A 26461-nucleotide genomic window follows, 5' to 3' on the forward strand; every position below is an offset into this window, starting at 1 on the left:
GTCAGTGGGCCTCGGGGCGCATCAGCTTGGTCCGGAGCACCGACTCGTTCAGGTTGAGCTGGCGGTCCAGCTCGGCGACCGCGGCGGGCTCGGCCTGGATGTCGACGATGGCGTAGATGCCCTCGACCTTCTTCTGGATCTCGTAGGCCAGCCGACGGCGGCCCCAGATCTCGGTCTTGACGGTGCCACCGGAGTTGGTGACGACGGTCAGGAACCGGTCCAGGCTGGGAGCGATGGTGCGCTCCTCGAGCTCGGGGTCGAGGATGATCATCAGTTCGTAGTGACGCACGGAGAACCCCACCTCCTCTGGTCTCAGCGGCCGCAGGGGATCTGCAGCAGGAGGGTCGTACACGCGTCGCACGTCCCGGCGAGGGCCCGCGGGAGCGGGATCGGTCGGGACGCGCACCGGTCAGGCTACCAGCGGCGGTCGGTAGGGTCGCCCGGGTGGCTGACCAGCTGATCGGCGTGCACGTCGGACCGGGCCTGACCGAGGACAACGAGCTCGACGCCGGCGGCCCGCTGGCCCGGGCGGCGGAGATGGACGCCGACGCCGTCCAGGTCTTCCTCGCCGACCCGCAGGGCTGGAAGAAGCCGTTGCCGCGGCCGGACGCCGAGGCGCTGCTCGCCTCCGACGTCGCCGTCTTCGTGCACGCGCCGTACATCGTCAACGTCGCCTCGACGAACAACCGGATCCGCATCCCCAGCCGCAAGCTGCTCGGCCAGCACGCGGCCGCCTCCGCCGCCGTCGGCGCGCGGGGCATGGTCGTGCACGGCGGGCACGTCCTGGCCAAGGACGACCCGGCGGCCGGCGTGGACAACTGGCGCAAGACCTTCGCCCGGCAGGCCGAGGACGGCGGCTTCGGCATCCCGGTGCTGATCGAGAACACCGCCGGCGGGGACAACGCGATGGCCCGCGAGCTGGACGCCGTCGCCCGGCTGTGGGAGGCCGTCGGCGAGTTCGGCGCCGGCTTCGTGCTGGACACCTGCCACGCCTGGGCCGCCGGCTGGGACCTGACCCGGGTGGTGGACGACGTCCGGGCGATCACCGGGCGGATCGACCTGGTGCACCTGAACAACAGCCGCGACCCGGCCGGTTCCGGCCGCGACCGGCACGCGCCGCTCACCGCCGGCGAGGTGCCGCTGGAGCTGCTGGTCGGGGTCGCCCGGGCGGCCGGGGCCCCCGTCGTCCTGGAGACCCCCGGTGACGCCGCCGGTCACGCCGAGGAGGTCTCCCTGCTGCGCGAGGCCCTCGCCGGCTGAGCCCGCCGGCGCAGCGTCACCCGGTCCACGGCGCCGTCCAGCACCCCGCCGGCGGGGTCGTCGGTGCCGGGCCAGCTGCGCCGCACCAGGTCGGCGTCCGGGTGCCACACCTCCCGCACGACCAGCGCCACCAGGACGACGAGGGCGACGTCGCGCAGCCCGACGGCGAGGTGGAACCACTCGACGTCCAGGCCCCGGTTGTCCGCGCCCAGGTAGTACAGCATCGTGATCGCCCAGACCAGCGCCTCGGTGGCCTGCCAGAGCAGCAGCGAGCGCCACCGCGGCCGGGCCAGCACCGCCAGCGGCAGCAGCCAGAGCGCGTACTGCGGGCTGTAGACCTTGTTGAGCAGCAGGAACGCCGCGACCAGCAGGAACGCCAGCTGCGGCACCCGGGGGCGCAGCGGCGCGGCCAGCGCCAGCCAGCAGACCCCGGCGGCGGTCAGCACCAGCAGGACGGCGACGGTCGCGTTGAGCGCCGACGGGCTCTCGCCCTGGGCCGGCGCGCCGCCGAGGAACCCCGGCCACCAGTGCTGGGCGATCGCCCAGATGCTCTCCGGGTTCGCCGGCCGGGAGTCGCTGAGGGTGAAGAACCGGGCCCAGTTCTCCGGCGCCAGGACGGCGAGCGGCAGGTCGACCACCAGCCAGGCCAGGCCCGCGGACACCGCGGTGGCCAGCCAGGGCCGCAGCTGCCCGGCCCGCAGGCACAGCGCGAACAGCACCCCGACCACCATGACCGGGTAGAGCTTGGCGGCGATCCCCAGCCCGAGCAGCACCCCCGCGACCACCGGGTGCCGGCGGGCCCAGGCCCACATGCCCAGCGTGGTGAGCGCGACCGCGAGCAGGTCCCAGTTGGTGAAGGCGTGCACCAGCAGCACCGGCGACAGCCCCACCATCGCCGCGTCCCAGGGCCGCCGTCCGCTCAGCCCCAGCACGCCGCGGGTGACCAGCAGCGCCAGCGCCGACAGCAGCAGGCAGGTGACGACGTAGTAGCTCTCCACCGGGACGGCGTCCGGCAGCGGCCCGACGCCCGCCGCGAGCTGGTCGTAGCCGCGGGCCACCACGGCGGCCAGCTGCATCAGCCCGCCGGTGAGCACCGGGTACTCCACCGCGGAGTCCAGGTAGGGGACGTCGCCGTCGGCCAGGCCGTGGATGCCGAACAGCGGGACGGCGTCGTTGTAGCAGAGGTGCGTGTACTGCTTGGAGCCCTGCCAGTCGCCGTCGGCGCACGGCGCCTGCTTGGTCCAGGCGAGGCTGAGCACGAGCACGGTGAACAGCAGGCACACCCGCAGCGGCGTCCAGAACAGCGCCCGCCCGGTGACCGCGTGCCGGCCCCACGGGCCGCCGACCGCCTCGCTGGCCTGCACCGCGACCGGGTCGGTCCAGGTCGGGACGACCCGGTCCGGCCCTGCCGGGGCAGACACCTCGGGCCCGCCCCCCGGCCGGTCGGCCGGGACGGACGGGCCCGTCGGTGTCGCACTCACCTGCTCAGTCTGCCTGCTCCGCTCAGCCGTTCGGGCGTCCCTGCCCGGGCTGCCCGCCACCTCCCGGTGGCGACCCCGCGCCCTGGAGGCACTGCGGCAGGCCGGGGTCGGCGACGCAGGGGTCCACGGTCTCGGTCGGCGTGGTCGGGGTCGGCGTGGGGGTCGGGGTGCTGGTGGTCGGCGCCGGCGCCTGGGTGCTCGGCGCCGGTGCCTCCCTCGTCGGCTCGGGCTCGGGCTCCGGTTCGGGCTCCGGCTCCGGGACGCTCTTGTCCGGGTCGCCCTTGATCAGCGCCTTGGCCGGCAGCGGCTCCTCGGGCGTGCCGTCGAGCACCGTGTCCATGTACTGCTGCCAGATCGCCCCCGGCAGGCCGGAGCCGTAGATGATCGCGCCTGCGGCGTTCTCGATCGGCGCGATGCCCTGGGTGCCCATCCACACCGCGGTGGAGATCGACGGGGTGTAGCCGACCATCCAGGCGTCGGAGTTGTTCACCGCGTCGATGCCCTGGGTGCCGGTCTTGCTGGCCACCGGGCGGCCGCCCTCGAGCGCCCGCTTGGACGACGCGGCGACCTCCTCCATCGCGAAGGTGACGTCGCTGGCGACGTCGGCCGGGATGACCTGCTGGGCCCCGGCGCTGCCGTCGACGGTCTTGAGCACCGTGCCCGCGCTGTCGGCGATCGCGGAGACGAAGTGCGCCGGGTGGTAGACCCCGCCGGCGGCGAAGGTGGCGAAGCCGACGGCCTGCTGGATCGGCCGCACCGGGTACTCACCGATGCCGATCGCGCTGCCGGTGTCGTTGGTGCCCGGGACGCTCAGCGACTCGAAGCCGGCCACACCCTGGGGCGCCGTCGGGTCGTCGGCGGGCCAGACGTCGGGGATCCCGGCCGCCGCGCGCGCCGTCGCCGCCACGTTCTCCGCGCCCAGCTCGTAGGCCAGCCCGTAGAAGGTGGTGTTCAGCGACCGGGTGGTCGCCTCCTTGAGCGTGCAGTTCCCGCACTGCGCGTTGCCGGAGTTGCGCACCGGCAGGCCCGGGCGGTCCGGGAACGTCTGCGGTGAGGTGCCGTCCCGGCGGGTGTCGACGCTGAAGCCGTTCTGCAGCGCAGTGGCCAGCGTGTACGGCTTGAACGACGAGCCCGGCTGCTTGAGCGCCTGGGCGTAGTCGGTCGTGTCGGCCGCGGGGTCGTCGCTGCGGCTCTGCGAGTTGCCGTAGTAGGCGAGCACGCCGCCGGTGCGCGGGTCGACCGAGACCAGCGCCTGCCGCAGCAGCGCGGTGTCCTCGCCGTCCATCACGTCGTTGACCGCGGCCACGGCGGCGTCCTGGTGGCCCTTGCTGATCGTGGTGGTGATCCGCAGCCCGGCGGCCTCGATGTCGTCGTAGCCGTGCTGCTGGCGCATCTCCTTGCGGACCAGGTCGACGATGAAGCCCTCCGGCCCGGCCGGCGCCCCGTTGCCGTTGCCGGTGTCGGGCAGCACGTACGGGTACTGCATGGGCGCGCGGGCGGCGGCGTCCAGCCAGCCCTCCCCGACCATGGCGTCGAGCACCAGGCCCCAGCGGTCGGCGGCCTCCTCGGGGCTGTTGGCCGGGTCGTAGTAGCTGGGGCTGCGCACCAGCACCGCCAGCACGGCCCCCTGCTCGGCGCTCAGCGCCGCCGCCGACGTCCCGAAGTAGGTGTTGGCCGCGGCCTCGATGCCGTACGCGCCGCGACCGAAGTAGATGGTGTTCAGGTAGTTCTCGAGGATCTCGTCCTTCGTGTACTCGTTGTCGAGCTTGATGGCGAGGAAGAGCTCCTTGAACTTCCGGCTGAACGTCTGGTCGGAGCTCAGGAAGGCGTTCTTCACGTACTGCTGGGTGATCGTCGAACCACCCTGGGTCGAGCCGCCGGTGAGGTTGTTCCAGGCCGCGCGCACGATGCCGGTGAAGGAGATGCCCGGGTCGTTGTAGAAGTTCCGGTTCTCGGCGGCGAGGATCGCGTTGCGCGCCGGCTCGGAGATCTGGTCGAGCGAGACGTTGATGCGGTTCTCGTCGGACAACCGCGCCATCTCGGTCACGCCGTCGGCGTAGTAGATGATCGTCGTCTGCTTGTTGGTGATCGAGTCCGGCGACGGGACGTCGGTCGAGGCGTAGACGACGCCGACGAAGACGCCGAGCATCACCAGCAGCCCGACGACCGCGCCGGAGATGATCTTCAGCCAGCGGCGGCGCCGCTGCTTCGCGGTCCGCTTCCGCTTGCCGCCACCCGGCGGCCGGCCGCTGCCACCGCCGCGCCCGCCGCCGCCCGGCCGGCTGCCGCCCGTCGGGGGCTTGACCGGGGGCCGCCCACCGCCGCCACCGGCGGAGCGGGCCGGGGCGCGGCCCGTCGTGGAGCCGCCGCTGCGGGCCCGGCCGCTGACGGCCGGCCGCCGCGCGCCGGCGCCGCCGGACCCGGCGGCACCCGCCCGGGCCTGCGGTGGGCGGCGCGCCTGGCCGGCGGAGCCGACCCGGGCGGTCTCGTCGTGGGGAGGCACTCGGTGGCCCCTTCCTGCAGGTCGTGGGTGGTCGGGCCGCGGCGGGGTCGCGCGGCCTCGGGCACCCAGGATGACGTCTTCAGCTGTGCGCCCGGGCGGACGGCGGCCCGGGCGCGTTCCCGGGCCGACGGCGACTACTCGGTCGCCGCCCGGCGGCGGGTGGTGCGTCGTGCCCGTCCGGGGACCGGCTCGGCGCCCAGGACGTAGGAGGTGACGAGGTGGTTCCAGCCGCAGCCGCGGCACACCTCGACGCAGTACACGGAGAACTCGTCCTGCATCCCGTCCATCCGGGACAGCTCCGGCCCGGTCTTGGCCTGCCCCGACACCGCGCCCAGCCCGTCGCCGTAGACGTAGCTGACCAGCGTCAGCCTCTCCCGGCGGCAGATCGGGCACGGCGAGTCGGTCGGCTCGCCGTGGTACTTCGCCGCCCGGGACAGGTACGGGCTCGCATCGCAGACCTCGGGCACACCGGTCCGCCCTGCGTGCACCTCGGCGAGGAGCGCGCGCCGTCGCAGCGCGTAGTCCACCACCGACCTCCGCCCGGGCACGGCGCCAATGTACGCACCGGAGAGCCTCCGGTCGCCCTTCCCGGAACTCGACACGACTTGCGTCCCAGGCACCCCACCGATGTATCGTGCCGATACATCGATCGAGTGAACAGGGGGTGGCGAGATGCTGGAGTTCGCCATCCTGGGGCTGCTGCAGCAGTCGCCCATGCACGGCTACGAGCTGCGCAAGGAGCTCGCCGCGGTGCTCGGCGGTCTCCGCTCCATCTCCTACGGGTCGCTCTACCCGGCGCTCAAGCGGCTGCAGGCCGCCGGTCTGATCGCCAGCGACGACCCGACCCCGCGCTCCCTGCTGCCGGCCGACGCCCCCGCGCTGACCGGCCGCCGCGGCAAGGTCGTCTACACGATCACCGCCGAGGGCAAGGACCGCTTCCACGAGCTGGTCAGCGACACCGGCCCGGAGGCCTACGACGACGAGGGCCGCTTCGGCGTCCACCTGGCCTTCTTCCGGCACACCGCGGCCGACGTGCGGCTGCGCATCCTCGAGGGACGGCGGCGCACCGTCGAGCGCCAGCGCGACCGGTTGATGGACTCGCTGCGCCGCACCCAGGAGAAGCTCGACCGCTACACCCTCGAGCTGCAGCGCCACGGTCTGGACTCCGTCGACCGCGAGGTCCGCTGGCTCACCGAGCTCATCGACAGCGAGAAGGACGACGCCCGCGCCGCCGCCGCTGACCGGGCGGAGCAGACGCCGCCACCGACCGCACCACCGAGCACGGCCAGCACCACCTGAGCAGCACCACCTGAGCAGCACCACCTGAGCAGCACCACCGCAGCACCCGCACACACATCGTCCGGGCCCCCAGGGCCCGTCGGAGGGAGACAGTCCATGGCATCGGTCAAGGTCGCCATCGTCGGCGTCGGCAACTGCGCCGCCTCGCTGGTCCAGGGGGTGGAGTACTACCGCGACGCGGACGAGTCCGCGTCGGTCCCCGGCCTCATGCACGTGCGGTTCGGCGACTACCACGTCTCCGACGTCGAGTTCGTCGCCGCGTTCGACGTGGACGCCAAGAAGGTCGGCCGCGACCTCTCCGAGGCGATCGTCGCCAGCGAGAACAACACCATCAAGATCGCTGACGTGCCGCCGCTCGGCGTCACCGTGCAGCGCGGCACCACCCTCGACGGGCTGGGCAAGTACTACCGCGAGATCGTCGAGGAGTCCGACGACGAGCCGGTCGACATGGTCACCGCGCTCCGCGAGTCCGGTGCCGACGTCCTGGTCTGCTACCTGCCCGTCGGCTCCCAGCAGGCGGCGGAGTTCTACGCCCAGGCCGCGATCGACGCGAAGGTCGCCTTCGTCAACGCGCTGCCCGTCTTCATCGCCGGCACGCCGGCGTGGGCGCAGAAGTTCACCGACGCCGGCGTGCCGATCGTCGGCGACGACATCAAGAGCCAGGTCGGCGCCACCATCACCCACCGGGTGCTCGCCAAGCTGTTCGAGGACCGCGGCGTGCAGCTGGACCGCACCATGCAGCTCAACGTCGGCGGCAACATGGACTTCAAGAACATGCTCGAGCGCGAGCGCCTGGAGTCCAAGAAGATCTCCAAGACCCAGTCGGTCACCAGCCAGGTCGACCGGGACATGGGCAAGGGCAACGTGCACATCGGCCCGTCGGACCACGTGCCGTGGCTCTCGGACCGCAAGTGGGCCTACGTCCGCCTGGAGGGCCGTGCGTTCGGCGACGTCCCGCTGAACCTGGAGTACAAGCTCGAGGTCTGGGACTCCCCGAACTCGGCCGGCATCATCATCGACGCCGTCCGCGCCGCCAAGATCGCCATGGACCGCGGCATCGGCGGCCCGATCCTCTCCGCGTCGTCCTACTTCATGAAGAGCCCGCCGGAGCAGTACAGCGACAGCGAGGCGCGCGACGCCGTCGAGGCCTTCATCCGCGGGGACGTCGAGCGCTGATCAAGGACCCCGTCCTCCTCACCCCTCGCAAGCTCGGGGCGAGCCTCTGGACGGGGCCTGCCAGCACGTCACCTGGCCCGTCTCCCTGCTCCGGCAGGGAGGCGGGCCGGCCGTCCTAGGCTGCGGGCATGCGCTCCCCCCGCCGTCCCGGGTCCCTGCGGCTGGTGGCCGTCACCGTGGTCGCCGCCGTGGCGGTGCTGTCCGGTTGCAGCGGCGAGGACGCCGCCGAGCGCCGTCCCGGCGCGGCGGTCACCGCCGAGGAGGCCGACGTCCTGGCCGAGGTGCTGGTCGCCGACTTCCGCGAGGGCGGCGCGGACGTCGAGGTGAGCGCGCCGTTCGCCGAGGGCGCGGTGCTGACCCTGACCGGCGAGGTGGACTTCAGCCGGACCATCGGCCGCGCGCAGGCGGTCACCCGCTACCAGGACGGCCAGCCGGAGGAGACCCGCACCCTCTTCTTCGACGGCACCGACCTGTGGCAGGGCGACGTCCCCGGCCTTCCCGAGGCGGTGGCGGCCGCGGGGCTGCCCCCCGCCGGCTACGCCCGCCGGCCGATCGCGACGACCGATGCCGCGGGCACCGCCTCGCTGCTGGACGTGCTGGTGCAGATGGTCACCCGGCTCTCGGCCCGCTCCGCGGACGACCCGCGGTCCTTCGAGGCCTACACCTGGCAGGGCTCCCGCTCGGTCAACGGCGAGCTGGCGTCGGTCTTCCGCAGCGGCACCGGCGCGGAGATCGCGGTCGCGGCCGAGAGCGGCCTGCTGGTGCAGTACGTGACCACGCTGCAGGACTTCGAGGTGACCATCACCCTCGCCGACCACGGACGGCGGGAGATCAGCCTGCCCGCCGACGGCGAGACCGTGGACCTCACCGCCCACCCGGAGGTCGCGGAGGCGGTCGGGCTCTGAGACAGCGCAGGAGGGGCGGCCTCTTCCCCAGGCCGCCCCTCCTGCAGGCTCTTTCCTACCAGGCCGGCGGGCCCACGACCAGCGACACGCGGTCAGTTCGCGGAGGGGTCCGCCGGAGCCGTCGACAGCACGGCGAGCCGGCCGGTCTGCCGGCGCAGCACCGAGCGCCACAGCCGGGGGCCGTCCTCGGCGGTGAGCACGTCGGCGGGGGAACCGGGGACGCAGGCCCAGGCGCCCTCGGCGAGCTCGGCGGCCAGCTGCCCGGCGGACCACCCGGCGTACCCGGCGAACACCCGCAGCCCGGAGATCTCGCCGTCCAGCAGGTCCGGGTCGCTGTCCAGGTCGACCAGGTGCACCTGGCCGGCCACCGACCGCAGCCCGCCGTCGGGGTCCAGCGGCGCGCTGCCGGCGCGGGTGGCCAGGCACAGCGCGGTGTCGGTCTCGCACGGGCCGCCCACGTGGAACACCGCCGGCTCGACGGCGTGCTCGGACCAGCCGGGGAGCACGTCGCCGATCCGCACCTCGCTGGGCCGGCCCAGGACGACGCCGATGGTGCCGGTGTCGGAGTGGTCGAGCACGTAGACGACCGCACCGGCGAAGCTCGGGTCGGTCAGGCTGGGCATCGCCACCAGCAGCGAGCCGGGCCCGACGTCGTCCAGCGACCCCACGGACAGCGCGGGGACGGCGTCGCGCCGGCCTCGGCCCGCGGCCTGGCCGGCAGCGGGGCGACGCTCGGGGTCGGGTGACGAGGGCACCGGGTTCATCGCCGACCAGTGTGCCCCAGGTCCGCACCGGAGGGGCGACGCAGCTGCCCGGCTCGTAGTGTGGCTGGGGTGCAGCAGGCGCCCACGACCGTGCGCCACCTCCTGGTCCGCGGGGACTTCCGGAGGCTGCTGCTGACCCGTCTGACCGGTCAGTTCGGCGACGGCGTGTTCCAGGCGGCCCTGGCCGGCACGGTGCTGTTCAACCCGCAGCAGGCGGCCGACCCGGTGGGCGTCGCGGCCGGCTTCGCGGTCCTGCTGCTGCCGTACTCCCTGGTCGGCCCGTTCGCCGGGGTCTGGCTGGACCGGTGGAGCCGCCGGCAGGTGCTGCTGGTGGCCAACGTGCTGCGCGCGGCCCTGGTCGTCGTCGTCGCCGCGCTGGTGCTCGCCGGCGTGCAGGGCACGGCGTTCTACGTCGCCGGCCTCGCCGTCTTCTCGGTCACCCGGTTCGTCCTGTCCGCGCTGTCCGCGGGGCTGCCGCACACCACCGACGAACCCTCGCTGGTGTCGGCCAACGCGCTGTCCACGACGGCGGGCGCGGTCTCCGCGGTGCTCGGCGGCGGCGTCGCCATCGGGGTGACCGGCCTGACCGGCTCGGCCACCGGCGGGTACGCCGCCCTGGCCCTGGGCTCGGCGCTGCCCTACCTGGCGTCCGCGGCGCTCGTCGCCGGCTTCGCCCGCCCCTACCTGGGCCCCGACCACCTGACGCTGGCCGCGACGGTGAGCGCCCGGGACGTGCTGCACGGGATGCTGGCCGGTGCCCGGCACATGGTCCAGCACCCGCCGGCGACCGCCGTCCTGACCGTGATGGCCGCCCACCGGCTGTTCTACGGCGTGCTGACGCTGATGACGCTGCTGCTCTACCGCAACACCTTCACCGACGAGACCGGCCTGTTCCGCGGCGGGCTGGCCGGGCTGGGGGAGGTGCTGGCCGCCGGTGCCGCCGGCACCCTCCTCGCCGCCGCGGTGACCCCGGCGGCGGTGCGCCGGTGGGGCCGGGCGCGGTGGGTCACCGGCCTGCTGGTCCTCGCCGGGGTCGGTCAGCTGGTGCTGGGCGGGCTGTTCGAGCCGCCGGCGGTCGTGGGGGCGGTGCTGACCCTCGGGTTCGTCGCGCAGGGCATCAAGATCTGCGTCGACACCACGCTGCAGGAGTCCGTGGACGACGACTTCCGCGGCCGGGTCTTCTCCGTCTACGACACGCTGTTCAACGTCACCTTCGTCGCGTCCCTGCTCGCCGGGGCGGTGCTGCTGCCGGAGTCCGGGGTGAGCCTGCCGCTGCTGCTGGTGATCGGCGCCGGCTACCTGCTCACCGCCGTCGCCTTCTCCCGCTGGAGCCGGCGGCCCGGCCACGCGCTGGCGTCACCGCGCGCCGCCGAGCCCGCCCCTCAGGTCCGCGAGCGCCACCAGGTGAGCAGCTCGGCCTCGGCCTCCTCCGGCTCCAGCGGCCCCCGCTCCAGCCGCAGGTCCTTGAGGAACCGCCAGGCCTGACCGACCTCCGGGCCCGGGCCGATGCCCAGCAGCTCCATGATCCGGTTGCCGTCGAGGTCCGGCCGGATGCGGGAGAGGTCCTCCGCCTCCGCGAGCTCGGCGATCCGCTGCACCAGCGAGTCGTAGGTCGCCGACAGCGCCGCCGCCCGCTTGCGGTTGCGGGTGGTGGAGTCCGAGCGCACCAGCTTGTGCAGCCGCGGCAGCAGCTCCCCGGCGTCGGTGACGTAGCGGCGCACCGCCGAGTCGGTCCACTCGCCGCTGCCGTAGCCGTGGAACCGCAGGTGCAGGAACGTCAGCCGGGAGACCGCCTCGACGACGTCCTTGGGGTACTTCAGCGCCGTCAGCCGCTTGCGCACCAGCTTGGCGCCGACCACCTCGTGGTGGTGGAAGGAGACCCGGCCGCGAGCCTCGTGGCGGCGGGTGGCCGGCTTGCCGATGTCGTGCAGCAGCGCCGCCAGCCGCAGCACCAGGTCCGGGGAGCCGGCGTCGGGGTCGGCGACCTCCAGCTCGATCGCCTGGTCCAGCACGGTCAGCGAGTGGGAGTAGACGTCCTTGTGCTGGTGGTGCTCGTCGATCTCCATCCGCAGCGCGGACAGCTCGGGCAGCACGACGTCGGCCAGCCCGGTGCCGACGAACAGCTCCAGGGCCGCCCGGGGAGCCGGGTTGAGCAGCGTCCGGGAGAACTCGTGCTGGACGCGCTCGGCGGTGATCCGGCCGAGCTCCGGGGCGAGCGACGTCATCGCCGCCACCACCTCGTCGTCCGGCGTCAGGCCGAGCTGGGCGACGAAGCGCACCGCGCGCAGCATCCGCAGCGGGTCGTCGGCGAAGGAGTCGACCGCTGCCCCCGGGGTCCGCAGCCGCCGGGCGAGCAGGTCGCCGAGGCCGCCGAAGGGGTCGGTGACGGCGCGGTCCGGGCCCAGCGAGACCGCCATCGCGTTGACCGTGAAGTCCCGGCGGGCCAGGTCGTCGACGAGCGAGCTGCCCCAGGCCACCTCGGGGTTGCGGGACTCGCGGTCGTAGCGGTCGGCCCGGAAGGTGGTGACCTCCACCCGCTCGCCGCGCACCTCCGCGCCCACCGTGCCGAAGGCGATGCCGGTGTTCCACGTGGAACTGGCCCAGCCGCGCAGCACCTCGAGGGTCTGCTCGGGGCGGGCGTCGGTGGTGAGGTCCAGGTCGCCGACCGGCCGGGCGGGCTCGGCGCCGGTGGAGCCCGCGGCCAGCAGCGCGTCGCGGACCGAGCCGCCGACGAGGTGGACCTGGAAGCCGGCGGCGGTGAACCGGCGGCCGAGCTCGCCCAGCACCGGGGAGACGTCGACGAGCTCGCGCACCGTCTGCTGCACCGCCGGCGGGACGGGCTCGGCGGGAGGGCGGCGCGGGGGCTCTACGGACACGACGGTCGAGAGTAGTGCCGCCGCGGTTCGCCGCGACGCTCCCGGAACGGCCGGGGGACAGGCGCTACCCTCCTGGCATGGCTGGGACGGGCGGGCGACAGCGCCCCGGCCGCCGGCTGCGCCGGGTCGACGAGACCTCGGCCGGGGGTCTGGTGGTCGCGGACGACGACGTCACCGGCCCGCGCGCTGCGCTGATCGGCCGCACCGACCGCCGTGGCCGCCTGCTCTGGTCGCTGCCCAAGGGGCACATCGAGGAGGGCGAGACGCCCGAGGACACCGCCGTCCGCGAGGTGGCCGAGGAGACCGGCATCATCGGCGAGGTCGTCGCGCCGCTGGGGATCATCGACTTCTGGTTCGTCGCCGACGGGCGGCGGGTGCACAAGACGGTGCACCACTTCCTGCTGCGGGCCACCGGCGGTGCGCTCTCCGACGCCGACGTGGAGGTCACCGAGGTCGCCTGGGTACCGCTGACCGAACTCGGCGGGCGGCTGGCCTATGCCGACGAGCGTGCGCTGGTGGAGCGCGCGCCGGGCCTGCTGGCCGACAGCGCGTGACACGGCGGGCCGCCGGCCGCGCCGCCGGCCGCCCGGGGTCCACCTCCGCCGCCGCGACGCCGCCGTCCCGCGGGGGCCGGGGCGGGGTGCTCCCCCCGGCGCTGGTGCTGGGTGCCGTGCTGTTCGGCGCCTCCCCGGCGGCGCCGGCCCTGGCCGCGCCCGGGGACGACGCCGCGGACAGCCGCCCGGTGGAGATCACGGTCGACCGGCTGGAGCCGCGGACGGTGACGCCCGGCTCGCCGATCGAGGTCAGCGGCACCCTGGTCAACGAGGGCGAGGACACCTGGACCGACCTGTCCGTGCGGGTGCAGCGCGGCGACGTGCTGACCAGCCGGCAGCAGCTGGCCGACGACCTGGCCGAGCCCAGCGACGCCACGGCCGCGACCACGCCGTTCCAGGAGGTGCCCGGCGAGCTGGAGCCCGGCGACTCGCTGTCGTTCAGCTACACCACCACCGCCGACGTCCTGCAGTTCCCGGCCGACGGCGTCTACCCGCTGCTGGTCAACCTCAACGGAACCTCCGACGGCGCCCCCGAGCGGGTCGGTGAGCTGTCCACCCACCTGGTGGTCGAGCAGCCGGCCCCGGCGGCGCGCACCACGGTGGCCTGGCTGTGGCCGATCACCGACCGGCCGCACCGCGACCCGGCCGGCGCCTTCACCGACGACGAGCTGGCCGGCGAGGTCGCCGACGGCGGCCGGCTGGACCGGGCGGTGGAGGTGCTCGAGCAGCTGCCCCGCAGCGGCGGCGACGCCCCCGGCACCGGTGAGCTCACCGTCCCGGTGACGCTGGCCGTCGACCCGGCGCTGCTGGAGGAGCTGTCGGTCATGGCCGCCGGCCCCTACCGCGCCGGGGGCGCCGAGGGCACCGGCACCGGCGACGCCGCCGACCTCCTGGACCGGCTGCGGCAGCTCGCCGGCGAGCTCCCGGTGGTCGCCCTCGCCTACGCCGACGTCGACGCCGACGCGCTGGTCACCGCCGGGCAGGCCGCCGTCGTCACCCGCAGCCTGCCGGGCACGCCCGCCGGCACCGCGCGGCAGCCGGCCGACGACCCGGCGACCGCCCCCGACGGCACCACCGGCGCCGGCGCCGCCGTCGTCCGCGACGTGCTCGGCGTCGACCCGCGCACCGACGTCGCCTGGCCGGCCGGGTCCACCCTGGCCGCGGCGACGGTGGACACCCTGCAGGCCGGCGGCGCGGACACCGTGGTGCTCCCGGACACCGCGCTCACCGACGGCGACGCCGCGGTCGGGGCCGACGGGGCACCGGCCGCGGCGCGCAGCACGCTGCCGGCCGCCGGCGGGGACGTCGCGGTGCTCGTCGCCGACAGCGGGCTCACCGAGATCGTGGCCGACGCGACGCCGGACGCCGGCGACGGCCGGCTCACCGAGCAGCGCTACCTCGCCGAGCTCGGCGTGCTGACCCGCCAGCTCGCCGCCCGCGACCCGGGCACCCAGCAGAGCGTCCTGGTCGCCCCGCCCCGCCGGGTCGACCCTGACCCGGCCACGGTGACGGCGATGATGACCGACACCGCGACCCAGCCGTGGCTCGCCGCCGGGTCGCTGGACACCCTGACCGAGGGCCCCCAGGCAGCCGCCGGCACGCTGGAGACGGACCCGTCCGCCCCGGGGGGCGGCCTGCCCGCCGAGAGGCTGGCCGCCATCACCGAGACCATGCGCGGCCGCGACGACTTCGCCGACGCCGTCGTCGGGGACGCCGGCACGGTGCTGGCCGGGTACGACGCCGCCATCGCCCGGGCCGGTTCGGCGCAGTGGCGGGCCGACCCCGAGGGCTTCGCCGCCTCGGCCGTGGAGCTGCGGGACACCGTGGCCGACCTGCGCGACCAGGTGACGCTGCTGGCTCCGGTCGACGGCACCTACAGCCTGGCCTCCAGCGACGCCCCGCTGGTGCTGACCGTGCAGAACGACCTGCCCTTCGCCGTCGACGTCCGGCTGGAGCTGCAGGCCCGGGGCAACGTCGGGCTCACCACCGACGACATCGGCGTCACCACCCTGGAGCCCGCCTCGCGGACGACGCTGCAGGTGCCCGCGCAGGTGCGGCAGTCCGGTGGCTTCGCCGTCACCGCCCGGCTGACCACCCCCGGCGGCCAGCCGCTGGGCGACGACGTGCAGATGCAGGTGAAGAGCACCGCGTACGGGCCGATCACGCTGGCCATCACGATCGGCGCGGCGGTCCTGCTCGGCCTGCTCTTCCTCCGCCGCGCGGTCCGGTTCGTCCTCGCCCGCCGCCGCGGCGACCACGCCGCCGAGGACCCGCTGCTGGACGGCGTCTCGGCCCTGCCGCCCACGCGGAGCCCGGTGTGACCGGCGAGCGCCCGCGCCCGCCCGTGCCCCTGCCCCCGCCGCCGTACAAGAACGCCCCCCCGGCCCAGGCGCCGTCCACCGCGCCGTCGCCCACGCAGGCTCCCGCCGCCCGCCTGCCGGTGCCACCGGTCCCGCCGCCGGCCCGTCCGGCGGCGCCCGTCCCCCCGGCGGCGCCCGTCCCCCCGGCGGCGCCCGTCCCCCCGGCGGCGCCCGAGGCGCGGCCGCGCCCGCTGCCCCCGGTGCCCCCGCCCACCGGTTCCCGGCCCGCCGTCACCCCGGTGCCGACCAGCCCGGGCCGGACACCACCCGCGCCCGCACCGCCCGCCGCCGACGCGCCCCGCCGCCGGACCGCCCTGCCCCCCGTGCCGCCGCCCACCCGGCGCCGGTTCGTGCCGGGTCCCGACGACACCCAGCTGATCCCCGCGTTCCCGGCCGTCACCCCGGTCCCGGACGAGGACGAGGAGGTCACCGAGGCCCGCGAGGGCGCCCCCGGCGCGAGCGGCGGCATCCTGCGGGCGGCCGGCACCATGGCGGTGGCCAGCCTGGTCTCCCGGCTCACCGGCTTCCTGCGCACCGTGGTGCTCACCGCCGCGCTGGGCTTCGGGCTGGTCGGCAACGCCTACACCGTCGCCAACACGCTGCCCAACATCGTCTACGAGCTGCTGCTGGGCGGGGTCCTGACCTCGGTCGTCGTCCCGCTGCTGGTCAACGCCCAGGAGAAGGACGCCGACGGCGGGGTGCGCTACACCCAGCGGCTGATGACCCTGGCGGTCACCGGGCTGACGGTGCTCACCGTGCTGGCCGTGCTCGCCGCACCGGCGCTCACCTGGCTGATGGGCATCCGGGACACCGCCGGCAACGAGGGCCAGGTCGAGCTGGCCAACTGGCTGGCCCGGATCCTGCTGGTGGAGATCGTCTTCTACGGCGTCGGTGCCCTGGCCACGGCGGTGCTCAACTCGCGCCAGGTGTTCGGCCCACCGGCCTGGGCTCCGGTGCTCAACAACCTGGTGGTCATCGCCACCGGGGTGGTGTTCCTGCTGGCCGCCGGCCCCGGCGACCTCGAGCCGCTCACGATCAGCGCCGGGCAGGTGTGGCTGCTCGGGGTGGGCACCACGCTGGGCATCGCCGTCCAGGCGCTGGTGCTGCTGCCGCTGCTGGGCCGCCACGGAGTGCCGCTGCGGCCGCGGTGGGGCCTGCGTGGCACCGGGCTGGGCGAGGCGGGCGCCCTCGGCCTGTGGGTGGTCGGTTACGTGCTGGTCAGCCAGGTCGGGGTGGTGGTCGCCAGCGTGGTGGCCAACGCCGCGGCCGAGGAGGGCGGGCTGGGCCCCTTCGCGTTCAGCAACGCCAGCCTGCTGTTCCAGATGCCCTACGGGATCATCGGCGTCGCGCTGCTCACCGCGCTGCTGCCGCGGATGAGCCGGGCCGCGGCCCGCCGCGACATGGACGGCGTGGTGGCCGACCTGTCGCTGGGCACCCGGCTGTCGGCCACCGGGCTGCTGCCGGTCACCGCCCTGCTCGTGGTGCTCGGGCCGGCGGTGGGCATCGTCGCCTTCGGCCGCGGGAACGCCGAGGTCGCCGACGCCCGCGGGGTCGGCGTCGCGCTGGCCGTCGGGGCGTTCGGCCTGCTGCCGATGGCGGTCACGCTGCTGCAGCTGCGGGTCTTCTACGCGATGAAGGACGCCCGCACCCCCACCCTGATCCAGGTGGTGATGGTCGCCGTCCGGGTGCCGCTGCTGCTGCTGGTGCCGGTGGTCGTCGGGCCCGAGCACGTGGTGGCCGGGCTGATGATCGCCACCAGCGCCACCTACGTCGCCGGCTGGGTGGTCGGCGCCGTCGCCCTGCAGCGCAAGCTGGGCGTCCGCAGCAACCCCGACGCCGGCCGGACGGTCGCCCGGATGGCGCTGGTCTCGGCGGTGGCCGCGGTCCTGGGCTGGGTCGCGGTGTCGCTGGCCGGCCGCGCCCTCGGGACGTCGGTACCGGGCTCGCTCGGCACGGTCGTCCTCGGTACCGTGGTCATCGGCAGCGCGGTGGTCGCGGGTGCCGTGGTGGTCGGCGTCCCGGAGGTCCGGGCCGCGCTGACCGGTGTCCGGGCTCGGCTCGGGCGCTCACGGTGACCGGGGCGCCCGCCGCCGTCCGGTCCGGGGACGCCGTCCCCGGCGGTGAACGAGCAGGGGGTCGGCAGCGTCCGTGACGTCGACGACAACCGGGCTGCCCGACCGCTACCGCCCGCTGGACCAGATCGCCCCCGACGAGGTGACGCCGACCGGGGTCATCCGGTCCTGGCGCGCCCGTGACCGGGTGCTCAACCGGGACGTCGCGCTGCGCGTGCACACCCCCGGCGGCCCGGCCGCCCGCGAGTGGATCACCCGCGCGCTGACCGCCGGCGGGCTGGCCACCCCGGCGCTGTCGATGGTCTACGACGCCGCCGAGGGCACCGGCGGCTCCGAGCCCGGTGGCGCCGCCTACGTCGTCAACGAGTGGATCGAGGGCACCCGGCTCTCCGACCGGCTGGCCGCCGACGGCCCGCTCCCCGAGCGCGAGGCCCGGGCGCTGGTCCGCCGGCTCGCCGAGGGCGTCGCCGAGGCCCACCGCGTCGGCCTCGCCGTGGGCGGGCTGACCCCCGAGCACGTGGTGCTGCGCCCGGGCGGCCTGGTCGGGCTGCTGTCCGTGCCGGCCGCCGGCGGCACCGAGAAGGGCGACATCGCCGCCCTGGGCGCCCTGCTGGAGCTGTGCCTGACCGGTGGCCGCGCCGACCTGGCCATCGACTCCCCGGACCTCGCGGCGCTGGTCCGCCGGGCCCGCTCCGACGACCCGGCCACCGGGCTGTCCAACGTCAGCACCATGGCCGCGCTGCTCGCCGAGCGGCCGCGGCCGGGGGCCGGTGCGGGCACCGGGCCGCAGGACGCCGTCCGGCCCGACGGCTACACCGACAGCGGCTGGATGCGCCGGCTGCGCGACCGCCGCGACCTGGTCGACGCCGAGGCGGCGCAGTCCGCCCCCGAGGGCGACCACCCGGTGCGGCTGGACCGCGCCACGCTGCCGCCCGTCCCCGGCCCCGGCCTGGTCCGCCCGCTGGCGGCGCGGCCGGCCGCGCCGGTCGACGACGACGACGAGGAGCTGGACTTCGGCGAGACCTTCGCCGCCGCCGACGACCCCTCCGTGGACGACGGCCCGTCCACCACCGCCCGCCGCCGGTTCGCCGTCGCCGGGGTGCTCATGGCGGCGCTGGCGCTGGTGGTCGTGGCCGCCCTCTGGTTCGGCAACAACGTCCTCTCCGTCGCCGGCAACGTCGACCAGGGCGGCGGCGGGTCGACCCCGCCCACGGCGTCCGCCGAGAGCTCCGCGGCCCCCTCCACCACCGCCGAGGCGCCCGCGGCCGGCGCCCCGCTGCCGGTCATCTCGGCCCTCGTCTTCGACCCCTTCGGCGACGGCGAGCCGGAGAACGACGACGAGGTGCCGCGGACCCTGGACGGCGACCCCGCCACCACCTGGTCGACGCTCAACTACCGCGGGACGCCGACCTTCGGCAACCTCAAGCCCGGCGTCGGCATCGTCTACGACCTGGGCGGCGAGCAGGCGCTGTCCGGCGTCACGATCACCACCACCCGGCCCGGGTCGACCGTCGAGGTGCGCACCGGGGGCACCCCGGACGGCGGGCTGGACGCCTTCGCGGTCTCCGCGTCCGGCCGGCTCGGCGGCACCGACCAGCTGGCCTTCAGCGAGCCGGTCACCACCCGGTACGTGCTGGTCTGGGTGACCGGCCTGGTCGACGGCCCGGACGGCTTCAGCGCCGACCTGGGCGAGGTCGCCATCACCGCCGCGGGCTGAGGACGACCTTCCGGCACGCGGCAACCGACGGGACGGCGCGGAATAGCGCCCCTACCCTGACGGTTGTGCCGCCTGTGACGAGCAACGACCCCCACCCCGGCCTGACGGTCCCGACCAGCGCCGCGCCGGCGATCCCGCCGGCCGAGCACGACGGGGTCCGCGACCTGATCATCATCGGGTCCGGCCCGGCCGGGTACACGGCCGCGATCTACGCCGCCCGCGCGAACCTGCACCCCCAGGTGTTCGAGGGCTCGCAGTTCGGCGGCGCCCTGATGACCACCACCGAGGTGGAGAACTTCCCGGGTTTCCCGGAGGGCATCCAGGGCCCCCAGCTGATGGACGACATGCGCACCCAGGCTGAGCGCTTCGGCGCCGAGCTGGTCGCCCGCGACGTCACCGAGGTCGACCTCACCGCCAACCCCAAGGTGGTCAAGGTCGGCGACGAGGTGCACCTGGCGCACGCGGTCATCGTGGCCACCGGCTCCAAGTACCGCTACCTCGGCCTGGACAACGAGCAGCGCCTCCTCGGCCGCGGCGTGTCCGCGTGTGCGACCTGCGACGGCTTCTTCTTCCGCGACCAGGACATCGTGGTCGTCGGTGGCGGTGACTCCGCGATGGAGGAAGCCACCTTCCTCACCCGGTTCGCCAAGTCGGTCACCGTCGTGCACCGCCGTCCCGAGCTGCGCGCCTCGAAGATCATGCAGAAGCGCGCCCAGGACAACGAGAAGATCCGCTGGGCGCTGGGCAAGCAGGTCACCGACGTGCACGGCGACGCGACCGTCTCCGCGGTCGAGCTGACCGACGTCGAGACCGGCGTGACCGAGCAGCTGCCGGTCAGCGGCCTGTTCGTGGCCATCGGTCACGACCCGCGCACCGAGCTGTTCGTCGGCCAGCTGAAGCTGGACGACGAGGGCTACGTCGTCGTCGACCACCCGACCACCAACACCAACATCGACGGCGTCTTCGCCTGCGGTGACGTGGTCGACCACATCTACCGGCAGGCCATCACCTCGGCCGGCACCGGTGCCGCCGCGGCGATCGACGCCGAGCGCTGGCTCGCCGAGACCTTCGACGAGCGCTGAACGGCGGCTGGGGCATAGACCGGCCCAGCCGCTTGTTCCACCCGTCGGACCACTGAGCAACCACAGGGAGCACCTCATGGCAGGCAACACCGTGACCGTCACCGACGCCAGCTTCGCCAGCGACGTCCTGGGCAGCGACAAGCCCGTGCTGGTCGACTTCTGGGCCGAGTGGTGCGGGCCGTGCAAGATGGTCGCCCCCGTGCTCGAGGAGATCGCCGCGGAGCACGCGGACAAGCTCACGATCGCGAAGCTCAACATCGACGAGAACCCGCAGATCGCCCGCGACTACCAGGTCATGTCGATCCCGACGATGACCGTCTTCCAGGGCGGCAAGCCGGTCAAGAGCATCATCGGCGCCAAGCCCAAGGGCGCCATCCTGTCCGACCTCTCCGACTACCTGTAAGGGCCCGGCCGGCGCACCGCCGGCCGGCGCCTGCGAGGAGTCGACACCGAGGCCCGCCCGTCCTGCTGGACGGGCGGGCCTCGTCGTTCCCCGGCCCCCGTGCGAGCACCGCTGGCGGGCACCAGCCACAATCGTGCTGACGACTTCCCGTCCCCCCTCAGACGACAGGAGCGCGACCTCCGCATGGACGTCCTGCGACCCGGCAGCACCGGCCCCGCCGTGGCCGAGGTGCAGACGGTGCTCCGCTCCCTCGGCCTGCTGGACGGCGACCCGGCGCAGCCGGTGCCCGCCGCGTTCGACCAGGCCACCGAGCTCGCCGTCCGGCACTTCCAGCAGGTGCGCGGGCTCTCGGTCGACGGGCGCGTCGGCGACGAGACCTACCGGGCGCTGCACGAGGCGCGGTGGTCGCTGGGCGACCGGCTGCTCCGCCACGACCCCGACCACCCGGCCCGCGGCGACGACGTCCGCCGGCTGCAGGAGCTGCTGCTCGAGCTCGGCTACGACGCCGGCCGCGCCGACGGCATCCTCGGCGCGGAGACCGAACAGGGGCTGCGCAGCTTCCAGCGCGACTACGGCCTCACCGCCGACGGCACCTGCGGCCCGGCCACCCTGCGGGCGCTCAAGCAGCTGGGCCGGCGGGTCACCGGTGGCCGTCCCCAGCTGCTGCGGCAGAGCGCGTCGATGGTCGAGTCCGGTTCGCACCTGATCGGCCGGGTCATCGTCGTCGACCCCGGGCACGGCGGCGGGGACACCGGCTACACCGCGGGGGAGACCACCGAGTCCGACCTGGTCTTCGACCTCGCCTCCCGGATCGAGGGCCGGCTGGCCGCGGCCGGCGCGACCGTCTACCTGACCCGCGGCCGCACCGGCGACCCCGACGTCGGCGACCGCACCGCCTTCGCCAACCAGGCCCGCGCCGACCTGTTCCTCTCCCTGCACATGGAGGCGCACGGCTCCGCGCACGCCCGCGGGGTGGCCAGCTACTACTACGGCACCGGGTCCGGGGCGAGCTCCACGGTCGGTGAGCAGTTCGCCAACCTGGTCCGCCGCGAGGTCATCGCCCGCACCGGGATGCTCGACTGCGGCTCGCACCCGAAGACCTGGGACATCCTGCGGATGACCCGGATGCCCGCCGTCCGGATCGACTGCGGCTACCTCTCCCACCCGGTCGACCGGCTGCTGCTGCTCGACGCCCGGCTGCGGAGCACGGTCGCCCAGGCCGTCGTCGCCGCCGTCCAGCGGCTGTTCCTGCCCGCCGAGGCCGACCCGCCGACCGGCACCTTCCTGCTCCCGCCCCGGCTGAGCTCCCCCACCGTGTAGCCCGGGGTGCACGGGTCGGGCACCCCGGCGGCTTACACTCCCCAGGGTGACCCCTCCTGTGCCCGACCCAGCGGTCGGAACCGGTCAGGCCGGGGCGTACTCCAGCGGTGCGTCCCCGCACGTCTCCCCGCGCCACCCGCGGCTGGACCCCCTGGCGGACCGGTACGCAGCACGCACCCACGGGATGAAGAGCTCGGAGATCCGGGCGCTGTTCTCCGTGGTCAGCCGCCCCGAGGTCGTCTCGCTGGCCGGTGGCATGCCCGCGGTCACCGCCCTTCCGCTGGACGCCGTGGGCTCGATGATCGGTGAGCTCGTCTCCGGCATGGGCGCGCAGACCCTGCAGTACGGCTCCGGCCAGGGCGACCCGCGGCTGCGGGAGCGGATCTGCGACGTGATGGCCCTCGAGGGCATCACCGACGCCCGGGCCAGCGAGGTCGTCGTCACCGTCGGCTCGCAGCAGGGCCTGGACCTCGTCACCCGCGTGTTCGTCGACCCCGGCGACGTGATCCTGGCCGAGGCGCCGTCCTACGTGGGTGCGCTCGGGGTCTTCCAGGCCGCCCAGGCGACCGTCCGGCACGTCGCCATGGACGAGCACGGGCTCATCCCGGAGGCGCTGGAGCAGGCGCTGCTGGAGTGCCGGGCCCGCGGCGACCGGGTGAAGTTCCTCTACACGGTGCCCAACTTCCACAACCCGGCCGGCGTCACGCTCTCCGAGCCGCGGCGGGAGCAGATCGTAGCGATCGCCGACCAGTACGACCTGCTGGTGATCGAGGACAACCCCTACGGCCTGCTCGGCTTCGACCACGAGCCGATGCGCGCGCTACGGGCCCGCAACGAGGACCGGGTCATCTACCTCGGCTCGTTCTCCAAGACGTTCTCCCCGGGCCTGCGGGTCGGCTGGGTGCTGGCCCCGCTCGCCGTCCGGGAGAAGCTGGTGCTGGCGACCGAGGCGCAGGTGCTCTGCCCGCCGTCGCTGACCCAGTACGCCGTCGCCCGGTACCTGGACACCCAGCCGTGGCGCGAGCAGATCAAGGTGTTCACCGAGCTCTACCGCGAGCGTCGGGACGCCACCCTGGAGTCGCTGACCGCCCTCATGCCGCCGGGCACCACCTGGACCCGGCCGGACGGCGGGTTCTACGTGTGGCTGAAGCTGCCGCACGGGCTGGACGCCAAGCTGATGCAGCCGCGCGCGGTCGCCGCCCACGTCGCCTACGTGCCCGGCATCGGGTTCTACGCCGACGGGCAGGGCCGTGAGTACATGCGGCTGTCCTACTGCTACCCCGAACCCGACCGGATCCGCGAGGGCGTCCGCCGGCTGGCCCGGGTCATCGAGGCCGAGCTGGACCTGCACTCCACCTTCGACGCGGTGGACACCGGCACCTTCCGCGCGGTCTCCGCCCCGCCCCCGCCGGTCATCGGACCGGCCAACGCAGACGAGGACAGCCAGCCATGAGCGAGCCGGCCGCCGCACCGGTGCAGGCCCCCCGGACCGACCCGCTGCGCGCCCTGGTGCTCGCCGGCGGGCTCACCTTCGAGCGGGAGGTGAGCATCAACTCCGGCGGGCAGGTCGTCGAGGCGCTCACCCGGGCCGGGGTGGAGGCAGAGCTGCACGACGCGGACGCCGGGCTGCTGCCCGGGCTGTCCGCCACCCCGGTGGACGCCGTCTTCATCGCCCTGCACGGCGCCACCGGCGAGGACGGCGCCCTGCGGGCCGTGCTGGACCTGGCCGGCGTGCCCTACGTCGGGTCACCCGCCGCCGCCTGTCGGCTGGCGTGGGACAAGCCGGCGGCCAAGTCGGTCGTGCGCTCGGCCGGGGTCTCGACGCCGGACTGGGTCGCGCTGCCGCACAGCACCTTCCGCGAGCTCGGCGCCGGCGCCGTGCTCGACCTGATCGTCGCCCGGCTCGGGCTGCCGCTGATGGTCAAGCCGGCGTCCGGCGGCTCCGCGCTGGGGGTTCAGAAGGTCAGCCGGGTGGAGGACCTCCCGGCGGCGATGGTCAGCTGCTTCGCCTACGGCGACACGGTGATGGTCGAGCGCTTCGTCGACGGCGTGGAGCTCGCGCTGTCCGTCGTCGACCTGGGCAACGGCCCGGAGGCGCTGCCGGCGGTGGAGATCGCGCCGGAGTCCGGCGTCTTCGACTACACCTCCCGGTACACCCCGGGGCTCACCGAGTACCACGCACCGGCGCGGGTGTCCGACGCGGTGGCCGCCCGGGCGCGCGAGGTGGCGCTGCGGGTGCACGAGGTGCTGGGCCTGGCCGGGCTCTCCCGCACCGACGCCATCGTCACCCCCGACGGCGAGGTGCACTTCCTCGAGGTGAACGTCTCCCCGGGGCTGACCGAGACGTCGATGTTCCCGATGGCCGTCGAGGCGGCCGGCTACCGCCTCGGTGACGTGCTGGGCCGGCTGCTGGCCCGCGCCGCACACCCGGAGGCCTGACACCCGGTTCCGTCAGTGACGGAACCGGGTGTTGCGGTGCTACTGCTGGCCGTTCGACCGTCCGGTGATGTCCGGGGCCATCATGCCGACGATCCGCTGCAGGTCGTCGACCGAGCCGAACTCCACCACGATGCGGCCCTTGGCCCGGCCGATCTGGACCTTGACCTTCGTCTCGAAGACGTCGGACAGCCGTCCCGCGAGGTCCTCGACCCCGGGCGCGGTGATCTTGCGGGTCGACCGGCGGGCTGCGGTGGGGCTCTCGGCGACGGCCATGGCGACCGCCTCCTCGGTGGCCCGCACCGACATGCCCTCGGCGACGATGCGGGTGGCCAGGGCGTCCTGCGCCTCGGCGTCCGGCAGGCCCAGCAGCGCGCGGGCATGGCCGGCCGAGATCACCCCCGCCGCGACCCGGGTCTGCACCTTCACCGGCAGCTTCATCAGCCGGATGGTGTTGGTGACCTGTGAGCGGCTCCGGCCGATCTTGCTGGCCAACTCCTCGTGGGTGGCGCCGAACTCCTCCAGCAGCTGCTGGTAGGCGGCCGCTTCCTCCAGCGGGTTCAGCTGCACCCGGTGGATGTTCTCCAGCAGCGCGTCGCGCAGCATGGCGTCGTCGCCGGTGTCCCGGACGATCGCCGGCACCGTCTCCAGCCCGGCGGCCCGGGAGGCGCGCAGCCGGCGCTCGCCCATGATCAGCTCGTACTGCCCGTTCGCGCCCTCGCGGACGACGATCGGCTGCAGCAGGCCGAACTCGCGCACCGAGTGGGTGAGCTCCTCGAGCGCCTCGTCGTCGAAGACCTGCCGCGGCTGCTTGGGGTTGGGGACGACGTCGCCCACCGGTACCTCGCGCAGGTAGGCCCCGGGGACGCCGGCGACCTCCTCCAGCACCCGGGACGGCAGCTCCAGCAGGGACGCCGTCCGGCCGTAGTGGGCCGCCGGGGGAGCGGCCCCGGTCTGCTCGACCGCCACCGCCCCGGCCGCCTCAGCCGTCCCGGCAGCCTCAGCGGCCACGGGCGGCTCGACCGGGGCAGGCGCCGGAGCGGGTGCGCTGGTGGGGATGAGGGCCGCCAGGCCCCGGCCGAGACCGCCGCGCTTCGTCACAGGTCCTCCTCGCAGGTGCCCTGGTGCCGCAGGCGCGGCGGGGCGGTGTCGGTGGTGCGCGGCGTGGTCACGTGGCGTGCCGCCCGCGTGCGGCCGGGGTGGTGGCCGGCTGCCCGAGCACGAGCGCGGCGACCGACGGCGGAGCCGGGGGAGTGGCCACCGGCGGGGGCGGCGGCGCCTTCGCCGGTGCCTGCACGGTCGGCGGCAGCCCCACCCCGCGGTGGGCGAACTCCCGCGCGGCCTCGACGTAGCTGGTCGACCCCCGGGAACCCGGGTCGTAGGTCAGCACGGACTGCCCGTAGCCGGGCGCCTCGCTCACCCGGACGTTGCGGGGGATCACCGCGGTCAGGACCAGGTCGCCGAAGTGGTTGCGGACCTCGTCGGCCACCTGGTCGGCGAGCTTGGTCCGGCCGTCGTACATGGTGAGCAGGATGGTGCTCACCGAGATGCCCGGGTTGAGGTGCGCCCGGACCAGGTCGATGTTGGACAGGAGCTGGCCCAGGCCCTCCAGCGCGTAGTACTCGCACTGGATCGGGATGAGCACCTCGTCGCCGGCCACCAGGGCGTTGAGGGTGAGCAGCCCCAGCGAGGGCGGGCAGTCGATGAGCACGTAGTGCGGGCGCTGCTCGGCCGGGAGCTCGTGCAGGTACGCCTCGATCGAGCGGCGCAGCCGGTGCTCGCGCGCGACGACGGAGACCAGCTCGATCTCCGCGCCGGCCAGGTCGATCGTCGCCGGCACGCAGAAGAGGTTCGGGCTCGCCGTCGTCGGGTGGGTGACCTCGGCGAGGGTGTTGTCCCCGATCAGGGCGTCGTAGATCGACGGCGTCCCGACCGTGTGCTCGACTCCCAGCGCCGTGCTGGTGTTGCCCTGCGGGTCGAGGTCGATGACCAGGGTCCGCAGGCCGTACATCGCCAGGGCGACGCCCATGTTCACCGTGGAGGTGGTCTTCCCGACGCCGCCCTTCTGGTTGGCGATGGTGACCACCCGGATCCGCCCCGGCGCGGGGAAGGGGTCCTGGTCCGCCGCGTGCAGCACCCGGGTCGCCCGCATCGCCTCCATGGCGATCGGGCTGTCGAAGTCGGCGGTGACAGCCTGGTCGGCGGCGAGGCTGTTGCGCAGCCGCTCGCCCGGGTTCGTCATGCCAGCTTCCT

The 26461-nt window shown here is 74.7% G+C and carries 22 protein-coding genes; 14 read left to right on the plus strand and 8 right to left on the minus strand.

Features of this window, described 5'->3' with window-relative positions; genetic code table 11:
* Position 1: 1 nt before the first annotated feature.
* Positions 2 to 289, minus strand: coding sequence for a 30S ribosomal protein S6 (gene rpsF / locus HL054_RS16755; protein WP_369140173.1), 288 nt, complete (start codon positions 287 to 289; stop codon positions 2 to 4).
* Between the two features lie 155 nt (positions 290 to 444).
* On the opposite strand from rpsF, the gene HL054_RS16760 reads away from it, so the two are divergent.
* A complete protein-coding gene (locus HL054_RS16760; protein WP_369140174.1) occupies positions 445 to 1260 on the plus strand; it encodes a deoxyribonuclease IV in 816 nt (271 codons plus the stop codon).
* Here the strand turns inward: HL054_RS16760 and HL054_RS16765 are convergent.
* The 3 genes from HL054_RS16765 to HL054_RS16775 form a co-directional block, all read right to left on the minus strand.
* Positions 1215 to 2681, minus strand: a complete 1467-nt coding sequence (locus HL054_RS16765) for a glycosyltransferase family 87 protein (protein ID WP_369140175.1) — start codon at positions 2679 to 2681, stop codon at positions 1215 to 1217. The genes HL054_RS16760 and HL054_RS16765 overlap by 46 nt on opposite strands.
* 82 nt (positions 2682 to 2763) lie before the next feature.
* The gene (locus tag HL054_RS16770; protein ID WP_369140176.1) at positions 2764 to 5244 is read right to left on the minus strand and encodes a transglycosylase domain-containing protein; all 2481 of its coding nucleotides are present in this window, start codon (positions 5242 to 5244) and stop codon (positions 2764 to 2766) included.
* 134 nt (positions 5245 to 5378) lie between these two features.
* Positions 5379 to 5792 (minus strand): DUF5318 family protein, encoded by a 414-nt coding sequence (locus HL054_RS16775; RefSeq protein ID WP_369140177.1) that lies wholly within the window; start codon positions 5790 to 5792, stop codon positions 5379 to 5381.
* Between the two features lie 124 nt (positions 5793 to 5916).
* Between HL054_RS16775 and HL054_RS16780 the strand changes: the two genes are divergently transcribed.
* From HL054_RS16780 to HL054_RS16790, 3 genes are all read left to right on the plus strand, one after another.
* Positions 5917 to 6543: a PadR family transcriptional regulator gene (locus tag HL054_RS16780; protein ID WP_369140178.1), complete on the plus strand. Its 627-nt coding sequence runs from the start codon at positions 5917 to 5919 to the stop codon at positions 6541 to 6543.
* 96 nt (positions 6544 to 6639) lie between these two features.
* On the plus strand, positions 6640 to 7719 hold the full coding sequence (locus tag HL054_RS16785) for an inositol-3-phosphate synthase (protein WP_369140179.1): 1080 nt from the start codon (positions 6640 to 6642) through the stop codon (positions 7717 to 7719).
* Between the two features lie 128 nt (positions 7720 to 7847).
* The gene (locus HL054_RS16790; RefSeq protein ID WP_369140180.1) at positions 7848 to 8624 is read left to right on the plus strand and encodes a hypothetical protein; all 777 of its coding nucleotides are present in this window, start codon (positions 7848 to 7850) and stop codon (positions 8622 to 8624) included.
* 92 nt (positions 8625 to 8716) lie between these two features.
* On the opposite strand, the gene HL054_RS16795 is transcribed toward HL054_RS16790, so the two are convergent.
* Positions 8717 to 9388, minus strand: coding sequence for a YqgE/AlgH family protein (locus HL054_RS16795; protein WP_369140181.1), 672 nt, complete (start codon positions 9386 to 9388; stop codon positions 8717 to 8719).
* A gap of 69 nt (positions 9389 to 9457) precedes the next feature.
* Between HL054_RS16795 and HL054_RS16800 the strand changes: the two genes are divergently transcribed.
* Positions 9458 to 10873 (plus strand): MFS transporter, encoded by a 1416-nt coding sequence (locus HL054_RS16800; protein ID WP_369140182.1) that lies wholly within the window; start codon positions 9458 to 9460, stop codon positions 10871 to 10873.
* Here the strand turns inward: HL054_RS16800 and HL054_RS16805 are convergent.
* Positions 10771 to 12264: a CCA tRNA nucleotidyltransferase gene (locus HL054_RS16805; protein ID WP_369140183.1), complete on the minus strand. Its 1494-nt coding sequence runs from the start codon at positions 12262 to 12264 to the stop codon at positions 10771 to 10773. The genes HL054_RS16800 and HL054_RS16805 overlap by 103 nt on opposite strands.
* 77 nt (positions 12265 to 12341) lie before the next feature.
* Here HL054_RS16805 and HL054_RS16810 point away from each other — a divergent pair, with 77 nt between their 5' ends.
* The 9 genes from HL054_RS16810 to HL054_RS16850 all read left to right on the plus strand — a co-directional run bounded on the left by HL054_RS16810 (position 12342) and on the right by HL054_RS16850 (position 24211).
* Complete coding sequence (locus tag HL054_RS16810) at positions 12342 to 12818, plus strand: NUDIX hydrolase (protein ID WP_369140184.1); 477 nt, start codon at positions 12342 to 12344, stop codon at positions 12816 to 12818.
* On the plus strand, positions 12815 to 15139 hold the full coding sequence (locus HL054_RS16815; RefSeq protein WP_369140185.1) for a DUF6049 family protein: 2325 nt from the start codon (positions 12815 to 12817) through the stop codon (positions 15137 to 15139). Before HL054_RS16810 ends, HL054_RS16815 begins: the two co-directional genes overlap by 4 nt.
* A gap of 362 nt (positions 15140 to 15501) precedes the next feature.
* Positions 15502 to 17253 (plus strand): murein biosynthesis integral membrane protein MurJ, encoded by a 1752-nt coding sequence (gene murJ, locus HL054_RS16820; protein ID WP_369140186.1) that lies wholly within the window; start codon positions 15502 to 15504, stop codon positions 17251 to 17253.
* Positions 17254 to 17326: 73 nt separating this feature from the next.
* Positions 17327 to 18967, plus strand: coding sequence for a hypothetical protein (locus tag HL054_RS16825; RefSeq protein ID WP_369140187.1), 1641 nt, complete (start codon positions 17327 to 17329; stop codon positions 18965 to 18967).
* 65 nt (positions 18968 to 19032) lie between these two features.
* Positions 19033 to 20049, plus strand: a complete 1017-nt coding sequence (gene trxB, locus HL054_RS16830) for a thioredoxin-disulfide reductase (protein WP_440347950.1) — start codon at positions 19033 to 19035, stop codon at positions 20047 to 20049.
* Between the two features lie 76 nt (positions 20050 to 20125).
* Complete coding sequence (gene trxA, locus HL054_RS16835) at positions 20126 to 20452, plus strand: thioredoxin (RefSeq protein ID WP_369140189.1); 327 nt, start codon at positions 20126 to 20128, stop codon at positions 20450 to 20452.
* 183 nt (positions 20453 to 20635) lie between these two features.
* Positions 20636 to 21772, plus strand: coding sequence for an N-acetylmuramoyl-L-alanine amidase (locus HL054_RS16840; RefSeq protein ID WP_369140190.1), 1137 nt, complete (start codon positions 20636 to 20638; stop codon positions 21770 to 21772).
* Positions 21773 to 21818: 46 nt separating this feature from the next.
* Positions 21819 to 23225 carry an aminotransferase-like domain-containing protein gene (locus HL054_RS16845; RefSeq protein ID WP_369140192.1) on the plus strand — a complete coding sequence of 469 codons (1407 nt, stop codon included), beginning with the start codon at positions 21819 to 21821 and terminating at the stop codon, positions 23223 to 23225.
* Positions 23222 to 24211 (plus strand): D-alanine--D-alanine ligase family protein, encoded by a 990-nt coding sequence (locus tag HL054_RS16850; RefSeq protein WP_369140193.1) that lies wholly within the window; start codon positions 23222 to 23224, stop codon positions 24209 to 24211. The genes HL054_RS16845 and HL054_RS16850 overlap by 4 nt, the downstream gene beginning before the upstream one ends.
* Before the next feature lie 39 nt (positions 24212 to 24250).
* Here HL054_RS16850 and HL054_RS16855 read toward each other — a convergent pair whose 3' ends face one another.
* Positions 24251 to 25219 carry a ParB/RepB/Spo0J family partition protein gene (locus HL054_RS16855; RefSeq protein WP_369140194.1) on the minus strand — a complete coding sequence of 323 codons (969 nt, stop codon included), beginning with the start codon at positions 25217 to 25219 and terminating at the stop codon, positions 24251 to 24253.
* 157 nt (positions 25220 to 25376) lie between these two features.
* Positions 25377 to 26450 (minus strand): ParA family protein, encoded by a 1074-nt coding sequence (locus HL054_RS16860; protein ID WP_369140195.1) that lies wholly within the window; start codon positions 26448 to 26450, stop codon positions 25377 to 25379.
* Positions 26451 to 26461: the final 11 nt, after the last annotated feature.

It is taken from the genome of Modestobacter versicolor (assembly GCF_041028285.1).
Classification (GTDB): domain Bacteria; phylum Actinomycetota; class Actinomycetes; order Mycobacteriales; family Geodermatophilaceae; genus Modestobacter; species Modestobacter versicolor_A.